Origin of the sequence: Salinimicrobium sediminis (assembly GCF_900215295.1) — a bacterium.
GTDB classification, from domain to species: Bacteria; Bacteroidota; Bacteroidia; order Flavobacteriales; family Flavobacteriaceae; genus Salinimicrobium; species Salinimicrobium sediminis.
In genome coordinates this window covers 239,007-264,148 of the sequence record NZ_OCMF01000001.1, presented here as the reverse complement: position 1 = coordinate 264,148, position 25,142 = coordinate 239,007, and the positions used below count along the sequence as shown (strand labels likewise).

Below are 25,142 nucleotides of genomic sequence, written 5' to 3'. Positions count from 1 at the left end.
CCCGCTACTATGAATCTAAAACTTTTATAAATTCCTCAGCAGCCTCTGCTGCTGACTTTAGCATTTTTAAGCTTTGAAAAATGATCTCTAAAACCCACTTTCTTGTAGGTGTTTCTTATAAATATTAGCATCATTATTTATTATTTTTCAATCAATTAGACTCTTTATCGATGGAGTTTTACTCTTGATAGAAATTATCCCTATCTTCTTCTACAGTTGTAAAAAATGACTTTAATTAGCTCTCCCGTACTGGTGCTGTTTTAACAAATCTGTTAAGGATTTGATAAAGTGCGTGAGACATACTTTCCCCCTCAAGTAGTGTAAAAGCTATCCATCCCTACCTGGATATCTCCATAATTTGTTCATTTTTAATACTTATTGATATGCGTGAATTTTTACTCCAATTTACCGGAGCAACACGGTTATGGCTGTTGCTAATGATCTTAACGCTTTCGGCAACGACGGTGGTGGGGCAGACGGTTTTGACCGACAAAGGGGATTATTACCCGGGTGATGTTCTCGAAATTTCCGGTTTTAACTGGGAGGTCGGAGAAACAGTTGAACTTAAAATCATTGAAGAATCACCAAATGTGGGTGAATACGTTTTGTATGCTCAGGCGGACTCTAATGGAAATATCTACAACGACGAATTTATATTTGATTGGAGTCACTTTGGAGTTTCTTTTCAACTGACTGCAACAGGATTAAGTTCAGGCAGTACGGATACTGTGTTTTTTACTGATGCTCCTATTGTACAATCTCTTATAGTAAATAACCAAAGTCCAAGTTGCGTCGTTAACCCTATTTCAGTAGTGTATGATGTACAGGTAGGGAGAACAAATCAGGGAGCCAATAACTCTCAAGCAATTTCTCTTTCTGTAACAAATCTTCCTTCTGGTCTAACTGCAAAGTTTTTCTCAAATAGTACTTTTTCCTCTGAGATTACCTCTGTTGCTTTAGACAAGAATGAATCTGCCAATATTAAATTGCGGATTTCAGGAACCGCTATGGTTGGAAGTTCTCCTAATTTTACTGTCTGGGCATCTGCAAGCCAGAATGATTATTTAATACAAAATGCTGGTTTTACAGTTTCTAATTTTGGTATTAATTCACAACCAGTAAGTTCTTCACTAACTTATGGGCAAAATACAAGTTTTTCAATTGGGGCTGTTGGTGCTGTGAGTTATCAATGGCAGGTCAATACAGGCGGTGGATTCACCAATATTACTGACAATTCTATTTATTCCGGAACGGGTACAGCTACTTTAAATGTGGCAAAGCCTGGAGTGGAAATGAGTGGTTATCAATACAGAGCTGTAGTAATCGGGAATTGTGGGGCGCCTGCAGAAAGTAATGCTGCTACTTTGGAGATTAATAAAAAAGAAATAACAGGTTCTTTTATTGCTGAAGATAAAGTCTATGATGGAAGTACTAGTGCCACTATAACAGGCAGGTCTTTAACAGGTGTAATTGGTAGTGATGCTGTTTCATTGACCGGTGGTACAGCTGCTTTTACAGGTAAGAATATTGGTGCTGGTAAAACAGTTACTGCCTCAGATTTGTACTTGGATGGGGTTGATGCTGATAACTACAGCCTTACTTCGGTTGAAACTGCCACAGCGGATATTACTGCCAGGGCTCTTGTTTTGAGCAATTTTGTTGCCGATGATAAAACCTATAATGGAACTACTTCAGCAACCGGAGATGGTTTTGATGATGACCGTGTAGCGGGTGATGAGCTAACTTTCAGTTATGATGTTGCCTTTGCAGACAAGAATGTTGCTACTGGTAAAGATGTAAACTTCAGCAGTATTGTGATCTCCGGTGGAGCCGATCAAAACAACTACAGTCTTTCGACCACATTGGGAACAGCTACAGCTGATATTACTGCCAGGGCTCTTGTTTTGAGCAATTTTGTTGCCGATGATAAGACCTATGATGGAAATACTTCAGTAACCGGAGATGATTTTGATGATGACCGTGTGGCGGGTGATGAGCTAACTTTCAGTTATGATGTTGCCTTTGCAGACAAGAATGTTGCTACTGGTAAAGATGTAAACTTCAGCAGTATTGTGATCTCCGGTGGAGCCGATCAAAACAACTACAGTCTTTCGACCACATCGGGAACAGCTACAGCTGATATTACTGCCAGGGCACTTTTTCTAAGTAATTTCATTGCAGATGATAAAAACTACGATGGAACTACTTCAGTAACCGGAGATGGTTTTGATGATGACCGTGTAGCAAACGATGAATTGGAATTCACCTATAATGTTGCCTTTGTGGACAAGAATGTTGCTACTGGTAAAGATGTGAACTTCAGCAATATTTCCATCTCCGGTGGAGCCGATCAAAACAACTACAGCCTTGCAGCAATTTCTGGAAATACAACGGCAGATATTACTGCTTTGGCTATCACCGGAAACTTCACTGCCAATGACAAGGTTTATGATGGTGACGCTGTTGCCGAAGTTGTTGACCAGACATTGAATGGTGCTGTTGTTGGCGATGATGTTTCCTTAACCGGAGGATCCGCTGCTTTTGCAGATAAGAATGTTGGAGTTGATAAAGTAGTCACTGCCTCAGATATGTTCCTGGATGGAGATGATGCTGGTAACTATAGCCTGACTTCCATTGAAACTACAACGGCAGATATTATTGCTTTGGCTATCACCGGAAACTTCACCGCCAATGACAAGGTTTACGATGGTGACGCTGTTGCCGAAGTTGTTGACCAGACATTGAATGGTGCTGTTGTTGGCGATGATGTTTCCTTATCCCGAGGATCCGCTGCTTTTGTAGATAAGAATGTTGGAGTTGATAAAGTAGTCATTGCTTCAGGTATGGTACTATCAGGAGACGATGCTGATAACTACAGCCTTACTTCGGTTGGAACTACCACTGCAGATATTACTGCTTTGGCTATCACCGGAAACTTCACTGCTAATGACAAAGTTTATGATGGTGACGCTGTTGCCGAAGTTGTTGACCAGACATTGAATGGTGCTGTTGGTGGCGATGATGTTTCCTTAACCGGAGGATCCGCTGCTTTTGCAGATAAGAATGTTGGAGTTGATAAAGTAGTCACCGCTTCAGGTATGGTATTATCAGGAGATGATGCTGGTAACTACAGCCTGACTTCTGTTGGAACTACTACGGCAGATATTACTGCTTTGGCTATCACCGGAAACTTCACTGCCAATGACAAGGTTTATGATGGTTACGCTGTTGCCGAAGTTGTTGACCAGACATTGAATGGTGCTGTTGTTGGCGATGATGTTTCCTTAACCGGAGGATCCGCTGCTTTTGCAGACAAGAATGTTGGAGTTGGTAAGGTAGTCACTGCTTCAGGTATGGTATTATCAGGAGATGATGCTGGTAACTACAACCTGACTTCGGTTGGAACTACCACTGCAGATATTACAGCCAGGGCTCTTGTTCTAAGTAATTTTGTTGCAGACAGCAAGACTTACGATGGAACTACTTCAGTAACCGGAGATGGTTTTGGAGATGACCGTGTAAGTGGAGATGACCTGGAATTTGGTTATTCCGTAGCCTTTGAGGACGAAAATGTTGATACAGGCAAGGATGTAAGCTTCACTTCCATTGTGATCAGTGGAGGAGCAGATGCAAATAACTATAGTCTGTCTACAACCAGTGGAACTGCCAAAGCGGATATTTCTGCCAGGGCTCTGGTTCTAAGCAATTTTGTTGCAGACAGCAAGACTTACGATGGAACTACTTCAGTAACCGGAGATGGTTTTGATGATAACCGTGTAACTGGAGATGACCTGGAATTTGATTATTCAGTAGCCTTTGAAGACAAGAATGTTAATACAGGAAAGGATGTAAACTACACTTCCATTGTGATCAGTGGAGGTGCAGATGCCAATAACTATAGTCTGTCTACCATCAATGGAACTGCCACTGCAGATATCACTGCAAAAGACCTGGTAGTATTAGCCAGCGGCATTAATAAGACTTACGATGGAACAACAAATGCCACTGTGAATCTTTCTACTGATGCGCTTACGGATGATGCTGTAACTGCTGATTATACTTCAGCCAGCTTTGCTGATGCTAATGTAGCTGATGGAATTGAAGTTTCTGTATCGGGTATTACGATCAGTGGTGATGATGCAGGTAACTATAACCTGACCAACAACACAGCGACAACCAGTGCGAATATTTCTTCACGTTCAATTATTATCACTCCAGTTGCATATCAATCCAAATTCTGCGGTCAGGACGATCCAACATTTACCTACACCCCGAGCGAAACACTAATAGAAGGTAATTCGTTTACAGGTTCATTGGGAAGAGAAGAAGGTGAGGGAGTTGGTTTCTATACCTATATATTGGGAGATTTAAGTGCCGGGGGTAATTACTCTCTAAACTTAGGAGCATCTGATAAATTTGAGATCAAAGGAGTAACCATCGACGCCAGTGCAAGCAGCAATCCGGTTGCCATTGGTTCAACTGCTACTTTAAGAGCAACAGTACAAGATTTAAATGAAGTACCAGTAGAAGGTGTGGTAGTGAAGTTCTACTTTGATAATGAACTCACATCATCAAAAATCGCGTGGACAGATGTAAATGGAGTCGCCATTTTGTCAAATGTGTCTGTTCCGGATGTCAAAGTCTATAAAGTAACAGCCGTTGCCGGTGGAGGATGTTCCGAATCTGTAGCTTACTTACCTGTTTATGATCCAAGTGCCGGATTTGTAACCGGGGGAGGTTGGATCTGGTCGCCTGCCGGGGCCTATGTTGCAGATGCAACACTGGAAGGTAAAGCCAACTTTGGATTTGTGGCTAAGTATAAAAAAGGTAAGACAGCGACTAATGAAGTAGAGGGAAATACCGAATTCCAGTTTAAGGCAGGTGAACTTAACTTTAAAAGTCAGCTTCACGAATCTGGTTCTCTGGTGATTTCCGGCGGTAAGGCAACTTATCGCGGACAGGGAACCATAAATGGTACAGGCTCTTACAAATTCACCCTGGTAGCTTTCGACGGGAACTGGAACAATGGTACTACTTCAGACAGGTTCCGGATAAAAATTTGGGGAGAACAAGGGGTAGTGTATGACAACGGCTTAGGAGCTGATGAAAACTCTAATGAAGCTTCTATCTTAGGAGGTGGTTCCATCGTTATACATGAAGTTAAAGGTGGCGGCAGTCAAAAAGCTCAACAAGAAGCCACTGTAGCCCAAACCTTCGAACCTGTGGTGGAGATCCTGACTTCCATGAGTGTTTCTCCAAACCCGGTAAGTACAGAAGCTTTAGTTAGATTCACATTTAATACAGATGCAAGCGCGATGGTAGAGGTCTTTGACTTCAGTAATCGTAAGGTAGCAGGCCTTTTCAATGGAAAAGTGACAGCAAACCAGGTGAATGAAGTTACCTTGAACAGGGACGGACTCCCCGGGGGCAGTTACTTTGTGAAAGTTAGTGCCAGCAATGGTCAAATCTTTACCAAACAAATAATTATAGATTAATATAGATGAATTACTAATATTTGGATTAGTAGTTAGAAGCAGAAAGCTCCGGAGAAATTCAGGGCTTTCTTATTTTAAGCCGGCAGTAAGCAGTACCTAGTATGCAGTCGCGCCTAAAAAAATTATCCTCTAAAAGTTGGTTCTAAGGAAATTTTAAAAAATAAAAGAGATTCCTCAGTCGCGAAAAAGCTCCTTCGAAACAACAAAAAGAATGGAAAAGTGGCAATGGAAAAGGGGAAAAGCTAAAAGCTAACGGCCAACAATAGCTAAAAGCCTAATAACCTGAACTCCTAACTCTTAACAATATCCTCCACAATCATTTTCGCATGCACCCGGGAGTTCTCTATAAACCATTTATGAGTTTCCATTCCGCCGCAAATGACTCCTGCTAGGTAGATTCCTTTGACGTTTGACTCCATGGTTTCTGAATTGTAGTGCGGGATCTTTCTTCCGTCGTCAGAGAGTTCAATGCCCATTCTCCTCAAAAATTCGAAATTAGGACGGTATCCTGTGAGGAGAAGCACCCAATCGTTCTCTATGGTTTGATCTCCTTCTTTCGAGGTGATGACCACTTCTCTTTCCTTTATCTCTTTAATTTCGGCATTGAATACTGCTTGAATGCTACCCTCATCAATCCTGTTATCAATATCGGGTTTAACCCAATATTTCACGCGCTCCCCAATTGCCGGCCCGCGAACCACCATAGTGACATCCCCGCCTTTGCGGTAGATCTCTAAGGCGGCATCTACGGCCGAATTGCTGGCGCCAACAACTATGGTCTTCTGAGTGGCATAGAAATGGGGATCTCTATAATAATGAGCCACTTTTGGCAGGTCCTCGCCGGGAACATTCAGGTAATTCGGGATATCATAAAAACCGGTGGCAATAATAACATTTTTAGAAGTGTAGGTGGCTTTTGAAGTGGTTATGATGTGTTGACCGCTTTCAGTTTCTACTCTTTCTGCCTTCTCAAAAAGGTTAATTTTAAGATGGTTTGAAGTGACTATTCGTCTATAGTACTCTAAAGCTTCCTGTTTATGTGGTTTGGGATTAGTGCTGATAAAAGGGATCTCGTCGAGTTCCAGTTTTTCTGAAGTCGAAAAGAAGGTCATGTTCGACGGATAATTATAAAGAGAATTTACGAGTGTTCCCTTTTCTAAAATTACATATTTGAGCCCTTTCTTTTTTGCCTCCAGGGCACATGCGATTCCAATAGGTCCACCGCCTACAATAATTATATCAAATATTTCTTCCTGCTTATTGATTGACAAGATCTTTTAGTTCTTTTATGGTTTGGGTGGGATTCTCGGCTTTAAAAACAAAACTTCCTGCGACCAGTACATCGGCTCCTGCTTCCACTAGTTGAGCGGCATTCTTATTGGTTACTCCACCGTCAACTTCAATAAGGGTAGAGGCGTTGTTGCGCTTGATGATCTCCTTAAGCTGTCGTACCTTTTTATAGGTGTTCTCAATGAAGCTCTGCCCGCCAAAACCGGGATTCACACTCATCATGCAAACCAGATCAATATCTTTAATGGTGTCTTCCAGCAGACTTACATTAGTGTGGGGGTTTATTGCGACCCCTGCTTTCATTCCTTCAGCTTTAATAGCTTGCAGGGTACGATGTAAGTGGGTGCAGGCTTCGTAATGAACTGACAAAATATTGGCGCCCAGGGCTGCAAATTCCTTGATGTACCTGTCGGGATCGATGATCATAAGATGTACATCAATGGTCTTTTTGGCATGCCTTTTAATGGCATCAAGTACCGGCATACCGTAGGATATATTCGGAACGAAAACGCCATCCATGATATCAATATGAAACCAGTCGGCTTCGCTGTTGTTGATCATTTCAATATCACGCTGTAGATTTCCAAAGTCGGCAGCCAGAACAGAGGGGGCAATAAGTGTGTTTTTCATAGTGTCTTTGTTGCTCTGCAAAAGTAACAAGAATTATGCTAACCTCTTTCCGGCAGGAATCTCTAAAAATCCTGTAGGAGGATTTTGTATCTTTAGAATAATAGTCAACCTAAAAGAGAAGTTTATGGAAGTAGAAGAAAAAAGTAAAAAAAGGAATTACGGAAAAATGGGATGTTTTATTGCAGTTATATTCCTGGTGATTATCATAATTTTGGTTGCTACAGGAATAATTAACTATTCCTGGGAATAATGTAAAGAGATTGAGAACCTATATAAAAGGTGAACCCGGAGTAATCAGCTCCGGGTTCTTCATCAATCAATCAAAAAACGAACAGTAATCAGCTGTTGCTTCTTTACCGGGTGTTATCCCAGGTATGTTTTTAAGATCTTGCTTCTGGAGGTGTGTTTCAACCTTCTTATCGCCTTTTCTTTAATTTGTCTTACTCTTTCTCTTGTCAGATCAAAAGTCTCGCCAATTTCTTCAAGAGTCATTGGATGCTGGTCTCCAAGGCCAAAATAAAGACGGATCACATCGGCTTCACGCGGAGTAAGCGTCTCAAGTGCACGCTCGATCTCTGTACGTAAAGATTCATGTAATAACTCTCTATCGGGGTTTGGAGATTCTCCCGAACGAAGTACATCGTAAAGGTTGGAATCTTCACCTTCTACCAAAGGAGCATCCATGGATACGTGACGGCCGGAATTCTTCATGGATTCCTTCACGTCATTAATGGTCATGTCCAGTTCTTTCGCAATTTCCTCTGCACTTGGTGGACGCTCATGTGACTGCTCAAGGAAAGCAAAAGTTTTGTTGATCTTGTTTATTGAGCCAATCTTGTTCAACGGAAGTCGAACAATACGTGATTGCTCTGCCAAAGCCTGAAGTATAGACTGGCGAATCCACCAAACGGCATAGGATATGAATTTGAAACCACGGGTCTCATCAAATCGTTTGGCAGCTTTTATTAATCCTAAATTACCTTCATTAATAAGGTCGGGAAGGGTCAATCCCTGATTTTGATATTGCTTTGCCACAGATACCACAAAACGAAGGTTTGCCTTTGTTAGTTTCTCCAGAGCACGGTCATCACCCGCTTTAATTCGTTGCGCCAACTCCACCTCTTCATCGGCGGTAATTAGGTCAACTTTACCAATTTCTTGCAAATACTTATCCAGCGAAGCAGTTTCACGGTTTGTTACCTGCTTCGTAATCTTAAGTTGTCTCATCTATCGTCTCCTTGGATTTTAATTAGAATAACTCTTGTAGTAGTTATACGTAAGAAGGGTTGAAAATGTTACAAGATTTAAAGATAATGAAAAACTTTTTTCTTCCGGCGTTTTTTTACAGGTTTTCCCTGCCGCCAAATTAGAAAGCCGGTGATAGATAAAAAGGGTCCCGAAAGACCTACTAAACAGTACAATATTTTGGTCCAGATGCCGCCATATTGCCCAAAATGAAGCGGGATAAGAGTGCTGGAAAGTTTGGTTTTAAGATCTGCTTCCTGAACCCGGGTTACTCCCGTAATTTCTCCTGAATTAAAATTTGCCCTAATGCTGTTGTAGAATTCAGAGTAATAAAATGCATCGTCATCAAAAAGGCCATAAACCGTGAGACTTCCTTCTGAATTTAGGGGAAGCCTTATGTATGTGGGGGTAAAGTCAGGAAATTGCTGCTCAATTTGGATTAGCAGGTGCTCAACCGGCGCATCAACAGCAGGGGTTTGAGGCGCGGCGGGAGGTTTCAATCCCGAAGCAGCTACGGTCCAGGCAAGAAATATACCGGTGATGACCAGAACCAGGTTGAACAACAATGCCCAGGTGCCAATAATTCGATGCAAAGAGGAGTAGAGCGTGCGTTTTGTCTTCAGGTTCAAACGGGTGCTGCAAAATAGCGTCTTAATGACGCTTTTCCGGTAGAGATAGATCCCGGTTAATAAGGAAAACAAAAAGATGATGCCAATGACGAATACCAAAATCCTTCCGGCAGGACCGGCCTGGAATGAGTAATGGAACTTCAGCAACCAACGCGTAAAAGTGGTCAATTCGTTGATCTCTTTAATAATCTCTCCCGTAGAAGGATGTACGAAAACAAATAGCCGCTCCGTTGGTTTCCGAAGATTGAAGATCAGAGCCTCATTTTCTTCAAAATGCATCAGGCGGGTGTCCCAATCGGGATATCGTTCCTGAATAGCCTTTATTCCTCTATCGATGTTTCGACCACTGTAATCCTGTATTTTTGAATATTCCTTCCACTGATAATCTTCAATATCATGCTGAAACACCAGGATCGCGCCTGAAATTCCCATGATCACGAGGAAAAGCCCGACGATAAATCCGGCGTAGGAATGATATTTTAGGATATCCCTGTTATTCATATGGAAAAGGCAGCTATGTTTGACATAGCTGCCCTATTTTATTTTATAACTGAACTTTAAGAGCCAGGTTCATTCGGGCTCCGTTTCCTTTTATGTAATTGTCGGGTCTTGCATCCCATTGAGAAATAGGCAGGTAATAATCTTCATTTAGAAGGTTCTGTACCCCAAGGCTAAGTCCGGTATTTGTTGATAGCTGATAATTTGCTGTTAAGTTAACAAGATTGAAAGCATCAACAGGACCTTGTCCATAAACATAGGTGCCGTTGGCTCGGGGGTCGAATTTTTTTCTTTCTCCGCTGTAGATGTGAGACAGACGAAGATTGAGTTTGTTCGATAAACCATAATTGAGATAAGAAGCTATTTTAACAGGAGGAATACGATCCCCATTCATATAACGATCGTAAGAGCCATCATCACCTGAATCTAACTTGCCTTCTATGTAAGATACAGAGGTGCCAAAAGTGAGATTTTCAAGCAGCTTTGTGTCCAGAGCGAGTTCATAACCATACACTTTTTCAGGCTGACGTGCGATCTGGAAAATTCCATTTACTTCGAGGTAAGTAGCACCCAGTTCCGAAGTGCTTATAAAGTAGGCTCCGCTAAGGGAAGTATTTCCGAAGTAGCTGTTAAAACCAACTTCATAATTGTTTGCAATAACAGCTTCAGAAGCTATTTGTCCTACAGTGTTCTCTGTTGCACTACGCAACGTACGGCCAAGATCGGCAATAGAGAAACTTTGAGAAAAGCTTACAAAAGGCTTAAACAGTTCCCAGCGGTTGTATCGCAAACCGGCGTTAAAGGTTGTAGCATCATATTTTAATTCTCCACCTTCCACAGGAACGTTTCCTTGTGGAGTACCTCCATTAGGCACTATGTAAATTGTGGTATAATCAGGAATGTCAATATTGATGTTCTCAAACCTGATTCCGGCCTTAAGAACAAAATCCTGGTATAGAGCTTTAAATTGAGCGTATGGCGCAAAGTTCTTCATGTCAACTTCCGGAACCCAAAGACGGCCATCCACCAGGTGCTGAGAAGTGACGTCGTTCAAAATGTCAATTCCATAAAGAATATCTCCTGAAATCTCCGAACCTAAAGCATACGGAGTTCTAAAATTAGCTCTTAGACCCATTTTGTCCGATTCGATCATGGATTGACCTCCGTCATAACCGGTTTCGGCGTTGAAGAAGAAAGGAGAAAAAGCATATACGGTTTTAAAATCCTGGAAATAAAGGTTCGCGTTAAAATCTGTTTCGCCAAACAACCTGTAAACATTATAGGTAAGCTGGCCGTTGTGATTGTAGCGGTTTCCCTGGTCAACACCGGGTTCTTCTCCAATTACCCCAATAGCCGGACGCTCTCCATAGACCCCCGGGAGGTTGGTATATTCACTGTCCTGATTGCTGCTGAAGTAGTTATACATCAACTCAAGATCATGATCAAAGGCAAGTTTATAATTCAATTTCCCGAAGAAATTGTATTGATTTGTTTCTCCTAGACCATAGGAAGGAGAAATAACTTCTGCGTTAGCGTCTCTGAAAATTCCGGTTTGACCAAAGCTTCCGTTGGCGACATAGCCAAGTTTGCCTGTTTGGCCGGAGAATGTTTGGGATAATTTTGAGCTTAAGGTATGTTCGGGATTGACAAGAGATAAGCCGCTACTCAATTCAGTAGTGCTTTCAAGTTTTCCGGTGGCTTTTGGTTTTTTGGTGATATAATTGATGATCCCGCCATCGGCACCATTACCATAAATGGCAGTTGCACCCTTAATGATCTCAATTCTTTCGATTACATTAGGATCTATGGTGTTTACATCGCGGCTTCCGTTGCGCAGGGGAGTAGATTGTGGGATCCCGTCGATAAGCACGAGCATGTTCCTGCCCCTAAGTGTTTGTCCTGTACTGCTTGTTTGGCTGGTACTAAGGGCAAGTCCTGGTACCTCATTCATTACATCGGCAATAGAGTTACTGGTAAGATTAAGGCGCTGGATCTCCCGCTGACCCAAAACTGAAACTGAAGAAGGAACTTCATCAAGCGTCTCTACCCGACGATTGGTGGTGATCATCACTTCGGCCAAAGTTTTCAGTTCTTCTTCAAGCTGAATATTGAGGATCCTGATCTCTCCCGCTGAAAGGTTGATCTTTTCAACAGCTGTAGTATATCCGGGAGAGGAAACAGTCAGCGTGTAACTTCCTGGAGTAAGATCTAAAATATTAAATTTTCCGTTAACGTCTGTAGTGGTTGTTTTACCTGGTTCTTCAAGGCTAACGACGGCGTAGGGGACTTCTTCATTCTGTGCTCCTGAAACAGTTCCTTTAATGGCAGCTGTTTGAGCTGAAGCCATTACTCCCAGCAGCATAAAACAAAGAAGATTAAAAATTCTCATTGGTTTTTATTTGGATTGATTAAAAATAAGGTGCAAATGTAGATTCAATCTAAATAAGTACAAAGAAAATTTCACAAAAATTCTCGGGAAAGTGCTAAGACATTGAGATTCAGCAAAAAAAAAGCCCCACCGGGAAGGCAGGGCTTTAGCTAACATTTTATGTCAGAAAATTAATTCCTGTCATTTCTGTCTCTGTTTCCTCTTGATCGATCATCGCGGCCACGGTTGTCACGGCTGTCTCTTCTACCGCCGTCACGGTTGTTGTCACGATTACTATCTCTTGGAGGTCTGGGAGAATAACCTTCAGGCTTCTCTAAAATAGCCTTTCTGGAGACTTTAGGCTTTCTTGTCTTTGGATCAATACCCAGGTATTTAACCTCAAATACGTCGCCCATTTTCACAACATCAGAAACATTTTCTGTACGTTCCCACGCAAGTTCAGAAACATGTAAAAGAACTTCATTGCCTTTTGCCTGAGTATATTCAACTACAGCTCCAAAATCAAGCATCTTGACAACTTTAACTTCGTATACTTTTCCAACTTCAGGTTTAAAAGTAATAGCCTTTATACGCTTTTTGACTTCGTCGATCATTTCCTGATTTACACCAAGAATTTCGATCACACCCATTTCTTCAACCTCTTCTATCACAATGGTAGTTCCGGTTTCCTTCTGCATTTCCTGGATCACTTTTCCACCAGGTCCAATAACAGCACCAATGAACTCTCCGGGAATCTCCACTTTTTCCATTTTTGGAGCATGAGCTTTCACATTTGCATTTGGTTGTGCAATTGTTTCAGTCAATTTATCCAGAATGTGAAGACGTCCATCTCTTGCCTGTTTTAGTGCCTTTACAAGGATCTCATATGGTAAACCTTTTACCTTGATATCCATTTGACATGCAGTGATACCATCTGCAGTTCCGGTTACTTTGAAATCCATGTCTCCCAGGTGATCTTCGTCTCCAAGAATGTCTGAAAGTACTGCGTAGCGATCTCCGTCAGAGATCAATCCCATTGCAATACCAGATACCGGCTTCTTCATTTGAATCCCTGCATCCATCAATGCCATAGTACCGGCACAAACAGTCGCCATAGAAGAAGAACCATTAGATTCCAGTACTTCAGAAACAATTCTGATAGTATACGGGCAATCCTCAGGTATCATATTTTTAAGACCTCTTTGAGCCAGGTTTCCGTGACCAATCTCTCTTCGGGAAGTCCCGCGAATAGGATAAGCCTCACCTGTACTAAAAGGAGGGAAATTATAATGCAAATAGAAAGTTTCCTCACCCTGGTGGGTAGGCATATCGATCATGTTGGCCTCTCTCGAAGTACCTAAGGTTACTGTGGCAAGTGCCTGAGTTTCCCCTCTTGTGAAGATTGAAGATCCATGAACAGATGGGAGATAGTCGATCTCGCACCAGATAGGACGAATTTCATTGGTTTTTCTACCGTCAAGTCGTAAACCTTCAGCCAGGGTCAATTCCCTTACGGCTTCTTTTTCAACCTTGTTGAAGTAGCTCTTAATAAGATCTTTCTTTTCCTCAAGTTCCTCTTCAGAAAACATTTCAAGAACTTCATCCTTTACTGCTGAAAATGCATCGCTACGCTCATGTTTGCTGTGAGCACCTTTCGCGATGTCATAAATTTTTTGATAAGCAGCTTCTCGAACTTTGGCAAAAAGATCTTCATCAGATTCAGCAACAGCATATTCCCTTACCTGTTTTCTTCCAACAGTATCGGCTAATTTATTCTGAGCCTCGATCTGTTTTTTAATGGCTTCATGAGCGAATTTAATAGCTTCGGCCATTTCTTCTTCACTGATCTCTTTCATTTCACCTTCTACCATCATTACAGAATCGGCAGAAGCTCCAATGATCATATCAATGTCAGATTCTGCAAGCTGGCTGCGGCTTGGATTGATCACGAATTCTCCGTTGATCCTTCCTACACGGGCTTCAGAAATTGCCGTTTCAAATGGAATATCTGAAAGCTGGATCGCTGCTGAAGCTGCCAATCCTGCAAGAGCATCGGGCATTACTTCCTCATCGTGAGACATCAGCTGGATCATCACCTGGGTTTCATAACGATAGTCTGATGGGAAAAGCGGACGCAATACACGGTCAACGATCCTCATTACAAGAACTTCACCGTCGCTTGGGCGTGCTTCTCTCTTGAAGAATCCACCAGGGTACCTACCTGCGGCTGCAAATTTTTCTCTGTAATCTACTGTTAACGGGAAAAAGTCGGCTGTACTTTTGGTGTAGTTGGAAACTACCGTACAAAGCAACATGGCATCACCCATTTGAACAACAACAGAACCATGGGCCTGTTTTGCTAATTTACCGGTCTCGATAGAAATGGTTCTACCATCTCCAAGCTCGATGACCTCTTTAAAAGTCTTTGGAATCATAAATTTTTTAATTCTACTTCCTGCTCATTGCAGGTTGGTTAAACAATGGTCTCCCGTTAAGTCTGAACGGGACAGGTTGTGTTGTTGTTGTGGGTTGTGAAGACCAATGAAAAACTGCCTTTTGTTTTCTCACTAACTGAGTCAAAAAACACAGGTGACAAAAATGAGCTTTTTAAACAAAATTATTTCAGGTAAAAATTACACAGAATTTTTCCGGAAACAGAAAAATCAAGGATAAATTTTTTAAAAAGCTGTTTCTTTCGAAGAATGGTATAAAAAAAGGGGCCGCAAGAGCCCCTTTTTTCTTATTTTCTTAATCCTAATTCTTTAACGATCGCACGATATCTCAAGATATCCTTCTTCATTAAATAATCCAGCAGGCTCCTTCTCTTACCTACCAATTTTACCAGTGACCGCTCTGTATTAAAATCCTGACGATTGTTCTTTAAGTGCTGAGTCAAATGTTCAATACGGTGAGTGAACAATGCGATCTGTCCTTCGGCTGATCCTGTATCGTTCTTCCCTTTACCGTGTTTTGCAAAAAGTTCTTCTTTTGCTTCTTTAGTCAAATACATTCCAATATTAATTTTAATGATTTTTATGTATTGGCAGTTTTTCTGCCAGGGCGCAAATATAATATATTATAAAATATTAGCAGGCTAATTTTTTACTTTTCTGATTACCAGCTAAAAATGGCTTTTTTTAAGCCCTTATTGGCTGATTAAGAATGAGATCAATATATTGATTCACTTTGTTCTTAAGTTCAGATCTCTTCGTGATAAAATCCAGGAACCCATGTTCTTTAAGGAACTCTGAAGTCTGGAAGTCTTCAGGAAGATCTTTACCTGTGGTGTCTTTCACTACACGTGGGCCCGCAAAGCCAATTAACGCTCCGGGTTCAGCAATATTAATGTCGCCCAGCATGGCAAATGAAGCTGTAGTTCCTCCTGTAGTAGGATCTGTACACAGGGAAATGTATGGGATGCCGGCATCTGCAAGTTGGGCAAGCTTTGCCGAGGTTTTTGCCAGCTGCATAAGTGAGTACGCTGCTTCCATCATCCTGGCGCCCCCAGATTTAGAGATGACCATCAAAGGGATCTTGTGTTCCAAAGCATAATCTGCCGCACGTGAGATCTTTTCTCCCACTACAGAGCCCATTGAACCTCCAATAAAGGCAAAATCCATACAGGCTATAACCAGATCTTTACCTTTGGATTTTCCAACGGCTGTACGAACAGCATCTTTTAAACCTGTTTTTTTCTGAGCATCCTCAAGCCTGTCTGTGTATTTTTTTGTGTCTTCAAACTCTAAAGGATCACGGGAAGAAAGATTTTTATCAAGCTCTGTGTACTTATTATCGTCAAAGAGGATCTTAAAGTACTCATTGCTGCCTATTCTTACATGGTAACCGTCTTCGGGACTCACATAAAAATTCTTCTCCAGCTGCTCTGCATCAACTATTTTTCCGGTTGGAGATTTGTACCACAATCCTTTTGGTACATCCTTTTTATCTTCGGTTGCAGTTTGTATACCTTTTTGTGTTCTTCTAAACCAGGCCATATTGTATAGGGATTAAAAAAGAAAGGCCGCAAAAATAACATTTTTGAGGCCTTTGCAATAGGTTTAAAGTGTATTAATATTATTTAGGTCTTCAAAGGCCTTTTTAAGACGGGCTTTAAAGGTTAATTCTCCCTCACGAATCCATTTTCTTGGGTCGTAATGTTTCTTGTTAGGGACATCTGCGCCTTCAGGATTTCCTATCTGGGATTTTAGATAATCTGCTTTTTCGCCCATATAGTCACGAATTCCTTCCAGGTAAGCATACTGAAGATCGGTATCAATGTTCATCTTAATCACTCCATAGGTGATTGCCTCCCGAATTTCTTCAACAGTTGAACCACTCCCGCCGTGAAAAACGAAATCAATAGTGTTTTTCCCAACTCCATATTTTTCGGAAATAAAATCCTGAGAATTTTTCAGAATTACAGGAGTGAGTTTTACGTTTCCGGGTTTGTAGACACCGTGAACATTACCAAAAGCTGCAGCAATGGTGAATTGGTCACTCACTTTGCTTAACTCTTCATAAGCATAGGCTACTTCATTGGGTTGGGTGTAAAGTTTGGAAGAATCAACATCTGTATTGTCTACACCGTCTTCTTCTCCTCCGGTTACTCCAAGTTCTATTTCCAGAGTCATTCCCATTTTGCTCATGCGCTCCAGATACTTTTTGCAGGTTTGGATATTTTCTTCAAGAGACTCTTCAGAAAGGTCAAGCATATGGGAGCTGTAAAGAGGCTTTCCAAATTGCTCGTAATGTTTTTCACTTGCGTCCAGCATTCCATCCACCCAGCCGGTAAGTTTTTTTGCGCAATGGTCTGTATGAAGGATCACAGTTGCGCCATAGGCTTCCGCCAATTCATGAACGTGCTTTGCACCCGCAATAGCTCCTGCAATAGCGGCTTTTTCATCTTTATTAGAAAGGCCTTTCCCGGCATTGAACTGTGCGCCGCCGTTGGAAAATTGGATAATTACCGGGGAATTTAATTCTGCTGCAGTTTCTAAAACAGCGTTTATTGTACTTGACCCAATGACGTTAACCGCCGGTAAGGCAAAGTTCTTGCTTTTGGCATATTTAAATATTTCCTGAACCTCTTTTCCAGTGGCTACTCCGGGTTTTATATTATGACTCATGATTTGTTATTTAGGCTAACAAAAATAAGAAAAATAGTCGGGTTAAAAAGGATAATTGATCCCTACATTAAATACAGCTTTTGAAAGATTGTAGCCTTTAAACCAGCGGTTCCCGGCTTCCAGGGCCGGATCGTAGGTTTTAAATCCGACATCAAACCTCAGGACGAAGAAGTCGAAATCGTATCTTAGTCCCATACCTGTACCTACTGCCAACTCTTCGAGATCTGCCAGACTTGTAAAAGTGGATGCTTCTTCTTCAACAACATCAAAAACATTCCAGATATTGCCTGCATCAACAAAGAGGGCGCTATTCAAATCTCCAAAAAGATTGAACCTGTATTCTGCACTTAATGCGATCTTCAAATTGGCCTCATTAAATTCATTTCGGCCACCGCTGCTTCCGGGGCCAAGGGAGTATGGTTGCCAGGCCCGGTTATCATTTGGTCCCCCCGCAAAAAAGGAACGGATGAAAGGAATACTGTTGGAATTCCCATAAGGAACAGCTATTCCGCCAAAGGTGCGGATGGCAACTACATTTCCTCTTTCCAGGTCCCAATGTTTAATATAATCTATTTCAGTCTTTACGTACTGAGAAAAATTAACTCCAAAAATGCTGTACCTGCCGCTTTCATCTTCTTCCACGACTCCCAACTTAGAGATTGCAGAAAGTATATTCCCTGCGGTTTCCAGCTTTACACGTAACCGTGAAAAGTCCTCGTCATAAATATTTTCTTTTTTATTGAGAATATAAGAGAAGTTAGTCGACGAAATGAGGTTGTCTTCGGTGAGCCTGTTCTTTCGCTCTCTTATGTCATTAAGGACCTGGGTTTGATTGCCGGTAAGACTGTTAATTTCACCCAGGCTTGCGGCCCTTAGGAACATATTGGCACCTTCGGGAATTGTAAGGAACCGGTCTCCGGTTCCATCTAATTCAAAATAAAGATCCGGAAAATCCACATTTTCAGCCGTGGCAACCTGGTTAAGTTCAATATAAGAGTTGCGGTAGACATTGAAATAATTTGCAGTATTTAAATTTCTTACATACTGCACATTTACCAGGTCCATCAAATAGGTGAGCTGCTCATTTGGCAACCAGCGATAATTCATAACTGCTGTAAAGCTTTGTTTGTCTAAGCCTATATTGGTTTGAGTACTTGCACCCACTCCCAGCGTTGTGAAAGGGTACATGTATTTGGGGATGAAACGATCGGTTGAAAATGGGAAAAGAATTCGGGGTAGGGTGAGATCCACATCTACTCCCAGTTCAGTAATGTCAAAGAACCTGTCGGAATCATTAGCTGCATCTTTTGAGGAACCTATGCTTCCGCGGCCGGAGATCTCCAGGATCTCTGCACCTCTAAATACATTCCGGATCAACAGGGAACCACCAAATCCGATTCCGAATTTCTGAATGTTACTCTGTGATAGATCAAATTCGAACCCAAGAGAATATTTTTGCCTCGGGGTGAGAAAAACATTTGCAATAAGATTAGTTCCAGTGGAATCCGAAGGGTCCTCCATGTACTGAATATTTGGATACCTGAAAATCCTCAATTGATTGATCCTATTGTAGGTGAGGGTTCGGTCAGCATCAGAATATATGGATTCAGGAGTGATAAAGATGGCATTGGTGAGCGCATTGGGGCGGAATTTTAATTTTTCAAAACTATAGAGGTCATAACCTTCATTGGAGGCAGTATCTGTAATAGGCAGGCTGCGATTTTCATATTTGTAATCAGGAAAAATATTCACCTTGCTTATTTTGTGAACCTTGAATGGAATTCGGGTGTCTACCCCGTCAACGTTGGCTTCCCTGTTTTGTATAATAAGAGCGGTATTAACCTTATTGCCGGTATTTATTGTGTCGGCTTCGAAGCTTATATATTCCTGTTCAAAATGATAGAGTCCATTGTTCCGGAATAGTTGCGTTAGCCGTTCCCGTTCTGCTCCGTAATCCTGAGTTTTATACTGTACTCCCGGTACTATAGCAGATCCTGCTTTGTGAGCCTTATAAATAGAATCGGCAACAATGGAAGCAATTCTGGTGGTGATTGAATCCACAAAATAGGGTTCCCTGGGGGTGACAAAATAATTGACCTTTGCTCTTTTTCTTTTCGTTGGAATGATCTCATAGCTGGTTTTTGCATTGAACCACCCGTTGTTCCAGTACCAGGCCTTTAGTCTTTCGGCAGAACGCTGACTTTGATCTTCACTTACAATGGCGGGAGGTTCGCCCGATTCTTTAAGCCATTCATTAATGTTCACGTAAATATTTCCCAGTCGAACCACCTGTTTTTCAGATAGCAGGTCGATCAGCTTTTCTTCTCTGTTCGGGGTGGCATGAAGCCAATTCAAAAACGTAGTATCGGGATCAGGTTTTGCCAGGTTGTAGAGATACAACTGCAGGGGAAGACCTAAAAATCTGGTATTCGGCTCCTGGTAAAGTTGGTTGTAAATATTGCGTTGAGAAATTTCTTCTCCGTCAACATAAATAGTGTTGTCGGTTAGTAGCCTTTGATCATCTTCAACTCTTTTTACAGCGTTACAGGAAAGGAGAAAACAAGCGGTTAAAAGAATTAATGATATTTTTGCCCAAATATGTCTCAAGTAGCCTTTTTAATGAGCTCAAAAATACAACTTTGGTATGTTTAGCAAAAGCCAAATTAAACTTATAAAAAGCCTGTCACAAAAAAAATTCAGGATAAAAGAAGAGCTGTTTGTAATAGAGGGCAAAAAAGGCATTTTTGAACTGCTCGATTCACAGCTAAAACTGCATTCTCTTTATACCACAGAGGATATTTTCGAAGCACCAGGGGAGAGGAGTGTTTTTATTTCTGAAGCTGAATTAAAAAAGATCAGTAACCTAAGCACACCTCAGACTGCTCTTGCTGTTTTTCACATTCCGAAGCAGGGAAAACCTGAAGCAAAAGGCTTGCAGGTAGCTCTTGATGGGATCAAGGACCCCGGCAATCTTGGTACTATCATCAGGATGTGTGACTGGTTTGGAGTAGAGCAGTTAATTTGTTCCCGCGGAACTGTAGATTGCTATAATCCAAAGGTGGTGCAGGCTACAATGGGTTCCATTGCAAGGGTGCAGATTCATTATGTGGACCTTCCGGAATTTTTAGCTGAAGCAAATAAAAATACCCCGGTATTTGGAGCATTTTTAGAAGGTGAAAATGTCTATACACAGGCACTTTCAGCTGAAGGGATCTTGGTTATGGGTAATGAAGCAAATGGGATTTCTTCTGAAATAGAAAAACTGGTCACCCAAAAACTGGCGATTCCTCAGTTTGGAAGCAGTCAAAAAACTGAAAGCCTGAATGTAGCCACTGCAACTGCGATCTTCCTCAGTGAATTCAGAAGGAGAACGCTTACTGAAAAGTAAAATTCAGGAACAATCCGCGCGAAGACATTTTATCCACATTTCCCGAATAGAAATTGTTTGGATTGTCATCTCTAACGAATTCATCATTAATTGCAAAAACTCCCCGAATCGAAGGGGTAAATTTAAAATAGTATAGATAAAGGTCTATTCCAAATCCTATTTCGTAATAGTAATTATTTGTGGTCATCCGAAATTGACCGTCATCATTATCGTCAGGGTTATTCTCGTTACTGGAAAGGTTGATGGAGGTCGAAACACCACCAACTACAAAAGGTTTGAAATTGTTGATGCGGGTCGTTGAGAACTTCAATAAAAGCGGAACATGAACAAAGGTAGAATTGATCTCCCTAAAGGTTTTTTGATCGGCTTTGGTAAATTGAAAGTTGATGCGGTTAAAAGAAACTCCGGGTTCGAGGCGAAGGTCCAGGTGTTCCCCAAGTCTCATATTCCCTATCATTCCAACATTAAAACCAATAGTTCGATCTACAGAGAAATCTTTGCCTGTAGCCGGACTGGCTATGTAATTCTTATAATCAATGTCAAAATCGTAGGTATTGAATCCCAGGAAATATCCCCAGGAAAACCTTTGCTTATCAAAATTTGGGCTATTGATCACTTTTTCTCCGCCAAAAAGCTGTGCCTGTGCAGGAAGAGCACAAAACAGCACCAGTGCCAGGATAAGATATTTCTTCATATACTTACTTTGATGCAGCATAAATTGTAGCTACTCCCATAGTTTGAGGTTTATGCTGTACATCTATAAACCCAATATTTCTCAAAATATTGTTGAGCTTTTCTCCATAGGGAAAAGCAGCAGCGCTTTCACTTAAATAACTGTAAGCTACCTTATCTTTTGAAAACAACTTTCCTATAAGTGGTAGTAAATATTTGGAGTAGATGCCGTACCCTTGTTTGTACGGGAATCTGGTAGGTACAGAAGTCTCTAAAATGACAAAAATCCCTCCCGGTTTTAAGACCCGTAGAATTTCTGATAGTCCTTTTTCAAGATTTTCAAAATTCCTTACTCCGAAAGCTACGGTAATGGCGTCAAAACGATCGTCTTCAAAAGGAAGTGCTTCAGAATCTCCCTGGATCATTTCTATTTTTCCTGAAAGGTTTTCTTCATTGATCTTTTTACGACCCACAGCAAGCATACCTTCAGATAGGTCAAGGCCAATTATTTCTTTAGCTCCTGTTTTGGCCAAACTAATGGCAAGATCCCCTGTGCCGGTAGCAATATCTAAAACGGATTCCGGATTAGTCTCAGATACCATTTGAACCACTTTCTTCCTCCATTTGACGTCGATTCCAAAAGAAATAACTCTGTTCAAACCGTCATAATTTGTGGAGATAGTGTCGAACATCTGTTCCACCTGTTTCTTTTTGTCGAGTTGAGAATCTTTATAAGGAGTGATCTTTTTAGCCATGAAAGCAGAAAATTTTTGCCAAAGATACAAGATTATCCCCCAAAAGCTGAAGCGTGTAAGATAAATAGTTAAAGGGTATTTTGTTTTGGTTGAGGTAAATACTTTAACTTTGTCCCTCTTGAACTTACACGTCCCATATGAAAATAATCATTGCCGGTGCCGGTGAGGTAGGATTTCATTTAGCAAAATTGTTGTCTTTTGAATCACAGGACATCACCTTGATCGATAACAATAGAGAGCACCTGCTCTATGCAGATGCACATCTGGATATTCGCACTTTGAGAGGGGACGCTACTTCAATTGCTGTTCTAAAAGATGCCCAGGTCAAATATTGCGATCTGGTGATAGGAGTGACCAGCAGTGAAACCACCAATATTACCGTATGCGTACTGGCAAAACAATTAGGTGCCAAGCGTACTATTGCCAGAATTGCCAATACTGAATTTTTGGAAAATAAGGAGGAAATTGGTTTCACCCAATTTGGTATAGACGAACTAATTTCTCCCGAAGCGCTAGCAGCCCGTGAAATTGAGTTGTTGCTCAATCAATCGGCTTTTAACGACAGCTATGAGTTCGAAGAAGGAGCGCTAACCATGGTAGGATTAACGCTTACGGAATCTGCTGCTTTTGTAGGGAAGTCTGTAAAAGAAACAGCCAGGATCTTCCCGGGAATACATTTTATGCCTATTGCAATGAGGCGAAGGGATACTACAGAAACTATTATTCCAAGAGGTAACACTTCTTTTAAGGATGGAGACCAGGTGTATTTTGTGACCACGCGGGGAGGCGTAAATGATCTCTATAAACTTACCGGGAAAAAGAGGCAGCAAATGAAGAACGTGATGATCCTGGGGGGAAGTAAAATTGGAAGAAAAGCCTCCATGGATCTTTGCAAAAAGAAGATGAATGTGAAGCTCATTGAAAGTGATAAAGATACCGCCTTTGACCTTGCCGATGAACTACCTAAAGCCCTCATTATTCATGGGGACGGCCGCAATGTTGAATTGTTGGAAGAGGAAAGCATTCAGGATATGGATGCGTTTATTGCCGTTACGGGAAATTCTGAAACCAATATTATGACCTGCCTTGTGGCAAAGTCCAAAAATGTAAAGAGGACAATTGCTTTGGTGGAAAACATGGATTATTTTCAGCTGAGCCATTCCATAGGTATTGACACGCTTATCAATAAAAAATTATTGGCTGCGAGTAATATTTTTAGATATATAAGAAAAGGGGAAGTTGTGGCGATGACCCGTCTTAGCAATATGGACGCAGAGCTGCTGGAATTTATAGTAAAGCCCTCGTCAAAAGTTTCAAATAAAAGAATTGTGGATCTGGAGTTTCCAAGATCGGCGATTATTGGTGGTGCTATTCGCAACGGGGTTGGGCAAATTGCGCTTGGAAATTATAAAATTCTCCCCGGCGACCGAATTGTAATTTGTTGTTTGCCTCATGCTATTCAGAAAGTTGAAAAATTGTTCCTGTAATGCCAAGACTTAATAAGCCCATTATAAGTCATATTATGGGGGTGCTCCTGGTGTGTAATGGAGGTTTTATGCTAACAGCTGCCGTCGTTAGCTTCTATTATAACGATGGGGTGACCCTTGAGATCCTTGCGGCTGCCTTGATCACTATGGGCGTTGGAGCATTAGCCATGCTACTCACCCGGGGACATAAGCGGGAGGTGAAAAAGAGAGACGGCTATCTCATAGTTACCCTTGGATGGATCTTTATGGCTCTTAGCGGAACGCTTCCGTATGTAATAAGCCAAAGCATCCCCTCCTTTACAAATGCTTTTTTTGAGACCATGTCGGGTTACACCACGACGGGAGCTTCAATTTTAAATGATATTGAATCAATTCCCAGGGGGCTTTTATTTTGGCGAAGTCTTACCCATTGGATAGGAGGGATGGGAATTATTGTTCTTGCCATTGCAATTTTGCCATTACTGGGAATTGGGGGAATGCAGTTATTTGCTGCGGAAGCGCCCGGACCAAGTGCCGATAAACTTAAACCCAGGATCACCGATACCGCTAAAAGGCTATGGTTCATCTATGTAGGACTAACCTTTGCTGAAACTATCCTGTTATACCTTGCAGGAATGGGCTTATTTGATGCCGTAAATCATTCCTTAAGCACGCTTTCTACGGGAGGATTCTCAACTAAAAATGCAAGTATAGCATATTGGAATGATAATCCGCTGGTGCAGCATATCATAAGCTTATTCATGTTTTTGGCCGGTACTAATTTTGTTATCAGCTATTTTGGTTTCAAAGGCAGGTTCAACAAAGTGTTGCGTGATGAAGAATTCAAATGGTATTCTTATTTTATAATTGGATTTACAATAATTGCCACGCTTATTGTTTACTATAAAGCAGATCCCTCCCTTTCGTCCATTGAACACCCTATGGTGCTGGGGGAATTTGAGAGCGCCTTCAGGCATTCTTTGTTCCAGATCCTTGCTATTGTTACCACGACCGGTTTCGTTACTGCCGATTATACCATGTGGACTCCGTTTCTCACAGTTTTCTTTTTCGGGCTTTTCTTTTTGGGAGGATCTGCCGGTTCAACTGCGGGTGGGGTGAAAGTAATGCGGCACGTGATCATGATTAGGAATGGTTTGATTGAATTTAAAAGAACCCTGCATCCCAATGCAGTTCTTCCTGTTCACTACAATGGAAAAAGCATCAGTAAAAAAATCGTTTTCAACATCCTGGGCTTCTTTATTCTTTATATGCTGTCCTTTATTATAGGGGCGGTAGTACTTGCTTCAATGGGGCTTGACTTCGAGACTTCCATTGGAGGTGCAGCTTCATCACTGGGAAATATTGGTCCTGCCTTCGGAATCCTGGGTCCGGTAAATAACTTCGACGCCTTGCCTGATGCAGCTAAGTGGTGGTGCGGCTTTCTTATGCTTATAGGAAGGCTTGAACTTTTCACCGTACTAATCTTACTTACGCCTTTCTTCTGGAGAAACCGTTAGTTAAGAGGTCAGTCATCAGTAATTAGTAATCAGTGGTCAGTAAAATTTATTGTTCTTCAGCAA

Annotated in this window: 17 protein-coding genes; 5 read left to right on the top strand and 12 right to left on the bottom strand. The window is 41.5% G+C overall.

From position 1 onward, the window contains the following. Nucleotides 1-383: 383 nt before the first annotated feature. Nucleotides 384-5,495 carry a YDG domain-containing protein gene (locus CRO16_RS01200; RefSeq protein WP_097054528.1) on the top strand — a complete coding sequence of 1,704 codons (5,112 nt, stop codon included), beginning with the start codon at nt 384-386 and terminating at the stop codon, nt 5,493-5,495. Nucleotides 5,496-5,785: 290 nt separating this feature from the next. On the opposite strand, the gene CRO16_RS01195 is transcribed toward CRO16_RS01200, so the two are convergent. Both CRO16_RS01195 and rpe read right to left on the bottom strand, forming a co-directional pair. Then, nucleotides 5,786-6,760: a YpdA family putative bacillithiol disulfide reductase gene (locus CRO16_RS01195; protein WP_394341388.1), complete on the bottom strand. Its 975-nt coding sequence runs from the start codon at nt 6,758-6,760 to the stop codon at nt 5,786-5,788. Beyond that, the gene (gene rpe / locus CRO16_RS01190; RefSeq protein WP_097054526.1) at nt 6,753-7,415 is read right to left on the bottom strand and encodes a ribulose-phosphate 3-epimerase; all 663 of its coding nucleotides are present in this window, start codon (nt 7,413-7,415) and stop codon (nt 6,753-6,755) included. Before rpe ends, CRO16_RS01195 begins: the two co-directional genes overlap by 8 nt. Before the next feature lie 124 nt (nt 7,416-7,539). On the opposite strand from rpe, the gene CRO16_RS16375 reads away from it, so the two are divergent. Continuing rightward, a complete protein-coding gene (locus CRO16_RS16375) occupies nt 7,540-7,665 on the top strand; it encodes a hypothetical protein (RefSeq protein ID WP_262507399.1) in 126 nt (41 codons plus the stop codon). A gap of 113 nt (nt 7,666-7,778) precedes the next feature. On the opposite strand, the gene CRO16_RS01180 is transcribed toward CRO16_RS16375, so the two are convergent. From CRO16_RS01180 to tamL, 8 genes are all read right to left on the bottom strand, one after another. Next, nucleotides 7,779-8,642, bottom strand: a complete 864-nt coding sequence (locus tag CRO16_RS01180; protein WP_029035204.1) for a sigma-70 family RNA polymerase sigma factor — start codon at nt 8,640-8,642, stop codon at nt 7,779-7,781. Between the two features lie 77 nt (nt 8,643-8,719). Beyond that, on the bottom strand, nt 8,720-9,790 hold the full coding sequence (locus CRO16_RS01175) for a PepSY-associated TM helix domain-containing protein (RefSeq protein ID WP_097054524.1): 1,071 nt from the start codon (nt 9,788-9,790) through the stop codon (nt 8,720-8,722). A gap of 43 nt (nt 9,791-9,833) precedes the next feature. After that, complete coding sequence (locus CRO16_RS01170) at nt 9,834-12,176, bottom strand: TonB-dependent receptor (protein WP_097054523.1); 2,343 nt, start codon at nt 12,174-12,176, stop codon at nt 9,834-9,836. 170 nt (nt 12,177-12,346) lie between these two features. Continuing rightward, a complete protein-coding gene (locus CRO16_RS01165; protein ID WP_097054522.1) occupies nt 12,347-14,590 on the bottom strand; it encodes a polyribonucleotide nucleotidyltransferase in 2,244 nt (747 codons plus the stop codon). A 305-nt stretch (nt 14,591-14,895) separates the two neighbouring features. Then, nucleotides 14,896-15,165 (bottom strand): 30S ribosomal protein S15, encoded by a 270-nt coding sequence (rpsO, locus tag CRO16_RS01160; RefSeq protein ID WP_097054521.1) that lies wholly within the window; start codon nt 15,163-15,165, stop codon nt 14,896-14,898. 127 nt (nt 15,166-15,292) lie between these two features. Then, entirely contained in the window at nt 15,293-16,150 is an 858-nt protein-coding gene (gene accD / locus CRO16_RS01155) for an acetyl-CoA carboxylase, carboxyltransferase subunit beta (RefSeq protein ID WP_097054520.1), read from the bottom strand. 63 nt (nt 16,151-16,213) lie between these two features. Then, nucleotides 16,214-17,281: a class II fructose-bisphosphate aldolase gene (gene fbaA, locus CRO16_RS01150; protein WP_097054519.1), complete on the bottom strand. Its 1,068-nt coding sequence runs from the start codon at nt 17,279-17,281 to the stop codon at nt 16,214-16,216. A gap of 42 nt (nt 17,282-17,323) precedes the next feature. Next, on the bottom strand, nt 17,324-19,888 hold the full coding sequence (gene tamL, locus CRO16_RS01145; RefSeq protein ID WP_097054518.1) for a translocation and assembly module lipoprotein TamL: 2,565 nt from the start codon (nt 19,886-19,888) through the stop codon (nt 17,324-17,326). Between the two features lie 37 nt (nt 19,889-19,925). On the opposite strand from tamL, the gene CRO16_RS01140 reads away from it, so the two are divergent. Further along, nucleotides 19,926-20,669, top strand: coding sequence for an RNA methyltransferase (locus CRO16_RS01140; RefSeq protein ID WP_097054517.1), 744 nt, complete (start codon nt 19,926-19,928; stop codon nt 20,667-20,669). On the opposite strand, the gene porT is transcribed toward CRO16_RS01140, so the two are convergent. Together porT and ubiE are read right to left on the bottom strand one after the other, a co-directional pair. Beyond that, nucleotides 20,656-21,363: a type IX secretion/gliding motility protein PorT/SprT gene (porT, locus tag CRO16_RS01135; protein WP_097054516.1), complete on the bottom strand. Its 708-nt coding sequence runs from the start codon at nt 21,361-21,363 to the stop codon at nt 20,656-20,658. The two genes, CRO16_RS01140 and porT, sit on opposite strands and share 14 nt — an antisense overlap. Nucleotides 21,364-21,367: 4 nt before the next feature. Beyond that, nucleotides 21,368-22,096 carry a bifunctional demethylmenaquinone methyltransferase/2-methoxy-6-polyprenyl-1,4-benzoquinol methylase UbiE gene (gene ubiE / locus CRO16_RS01130; RefSeq protein ID WP_097055729.1) on the bottom strand — a complete coding sequence of 243 codons (729 nt, stop codon included), beginning with the start codon at nt 22,094-22,096 and terminating at the stop codon, nt 21,368-21,370. A gap of 137 nt (nt 22,097-22,233) precedes the next feature. Between ubiE and trkA the strand changes: the two genes are divergently transcribed. Together trkA and CRO16_RS01120 are read left to right on the top strand one after the other, a co-directional pair. Beyond that, on the top strand, nt 22,234-23,583 hold the full coding sequence (gene trkA, locus CRO16_RS01125) for a Trk system potassium transporter TrkA (RefSeq protein ID WP_097054515.1): 1,350 nt from the start codon (nt 22,234-22,236) through the stop codon (nt 23,581-23,583). Next, nucleotides 23,583-25,079 (top strand): TrkH family potassium uptake protein, encoded by a 1,497-nt coding sequence (locus CRO16_RS01120; protein WP_097054514.1) that lies wholly within the window; start codon nt 23,583-23,585, stop codon nt 25,077-25,079. The genes trkA and CRO16_RS01120 overlap by 1 nt, the downstream gene beginning before the upstream one ends. The last annotated feature ends 63 nt before the right edge of the window (nt 25,080-25,142 follow it).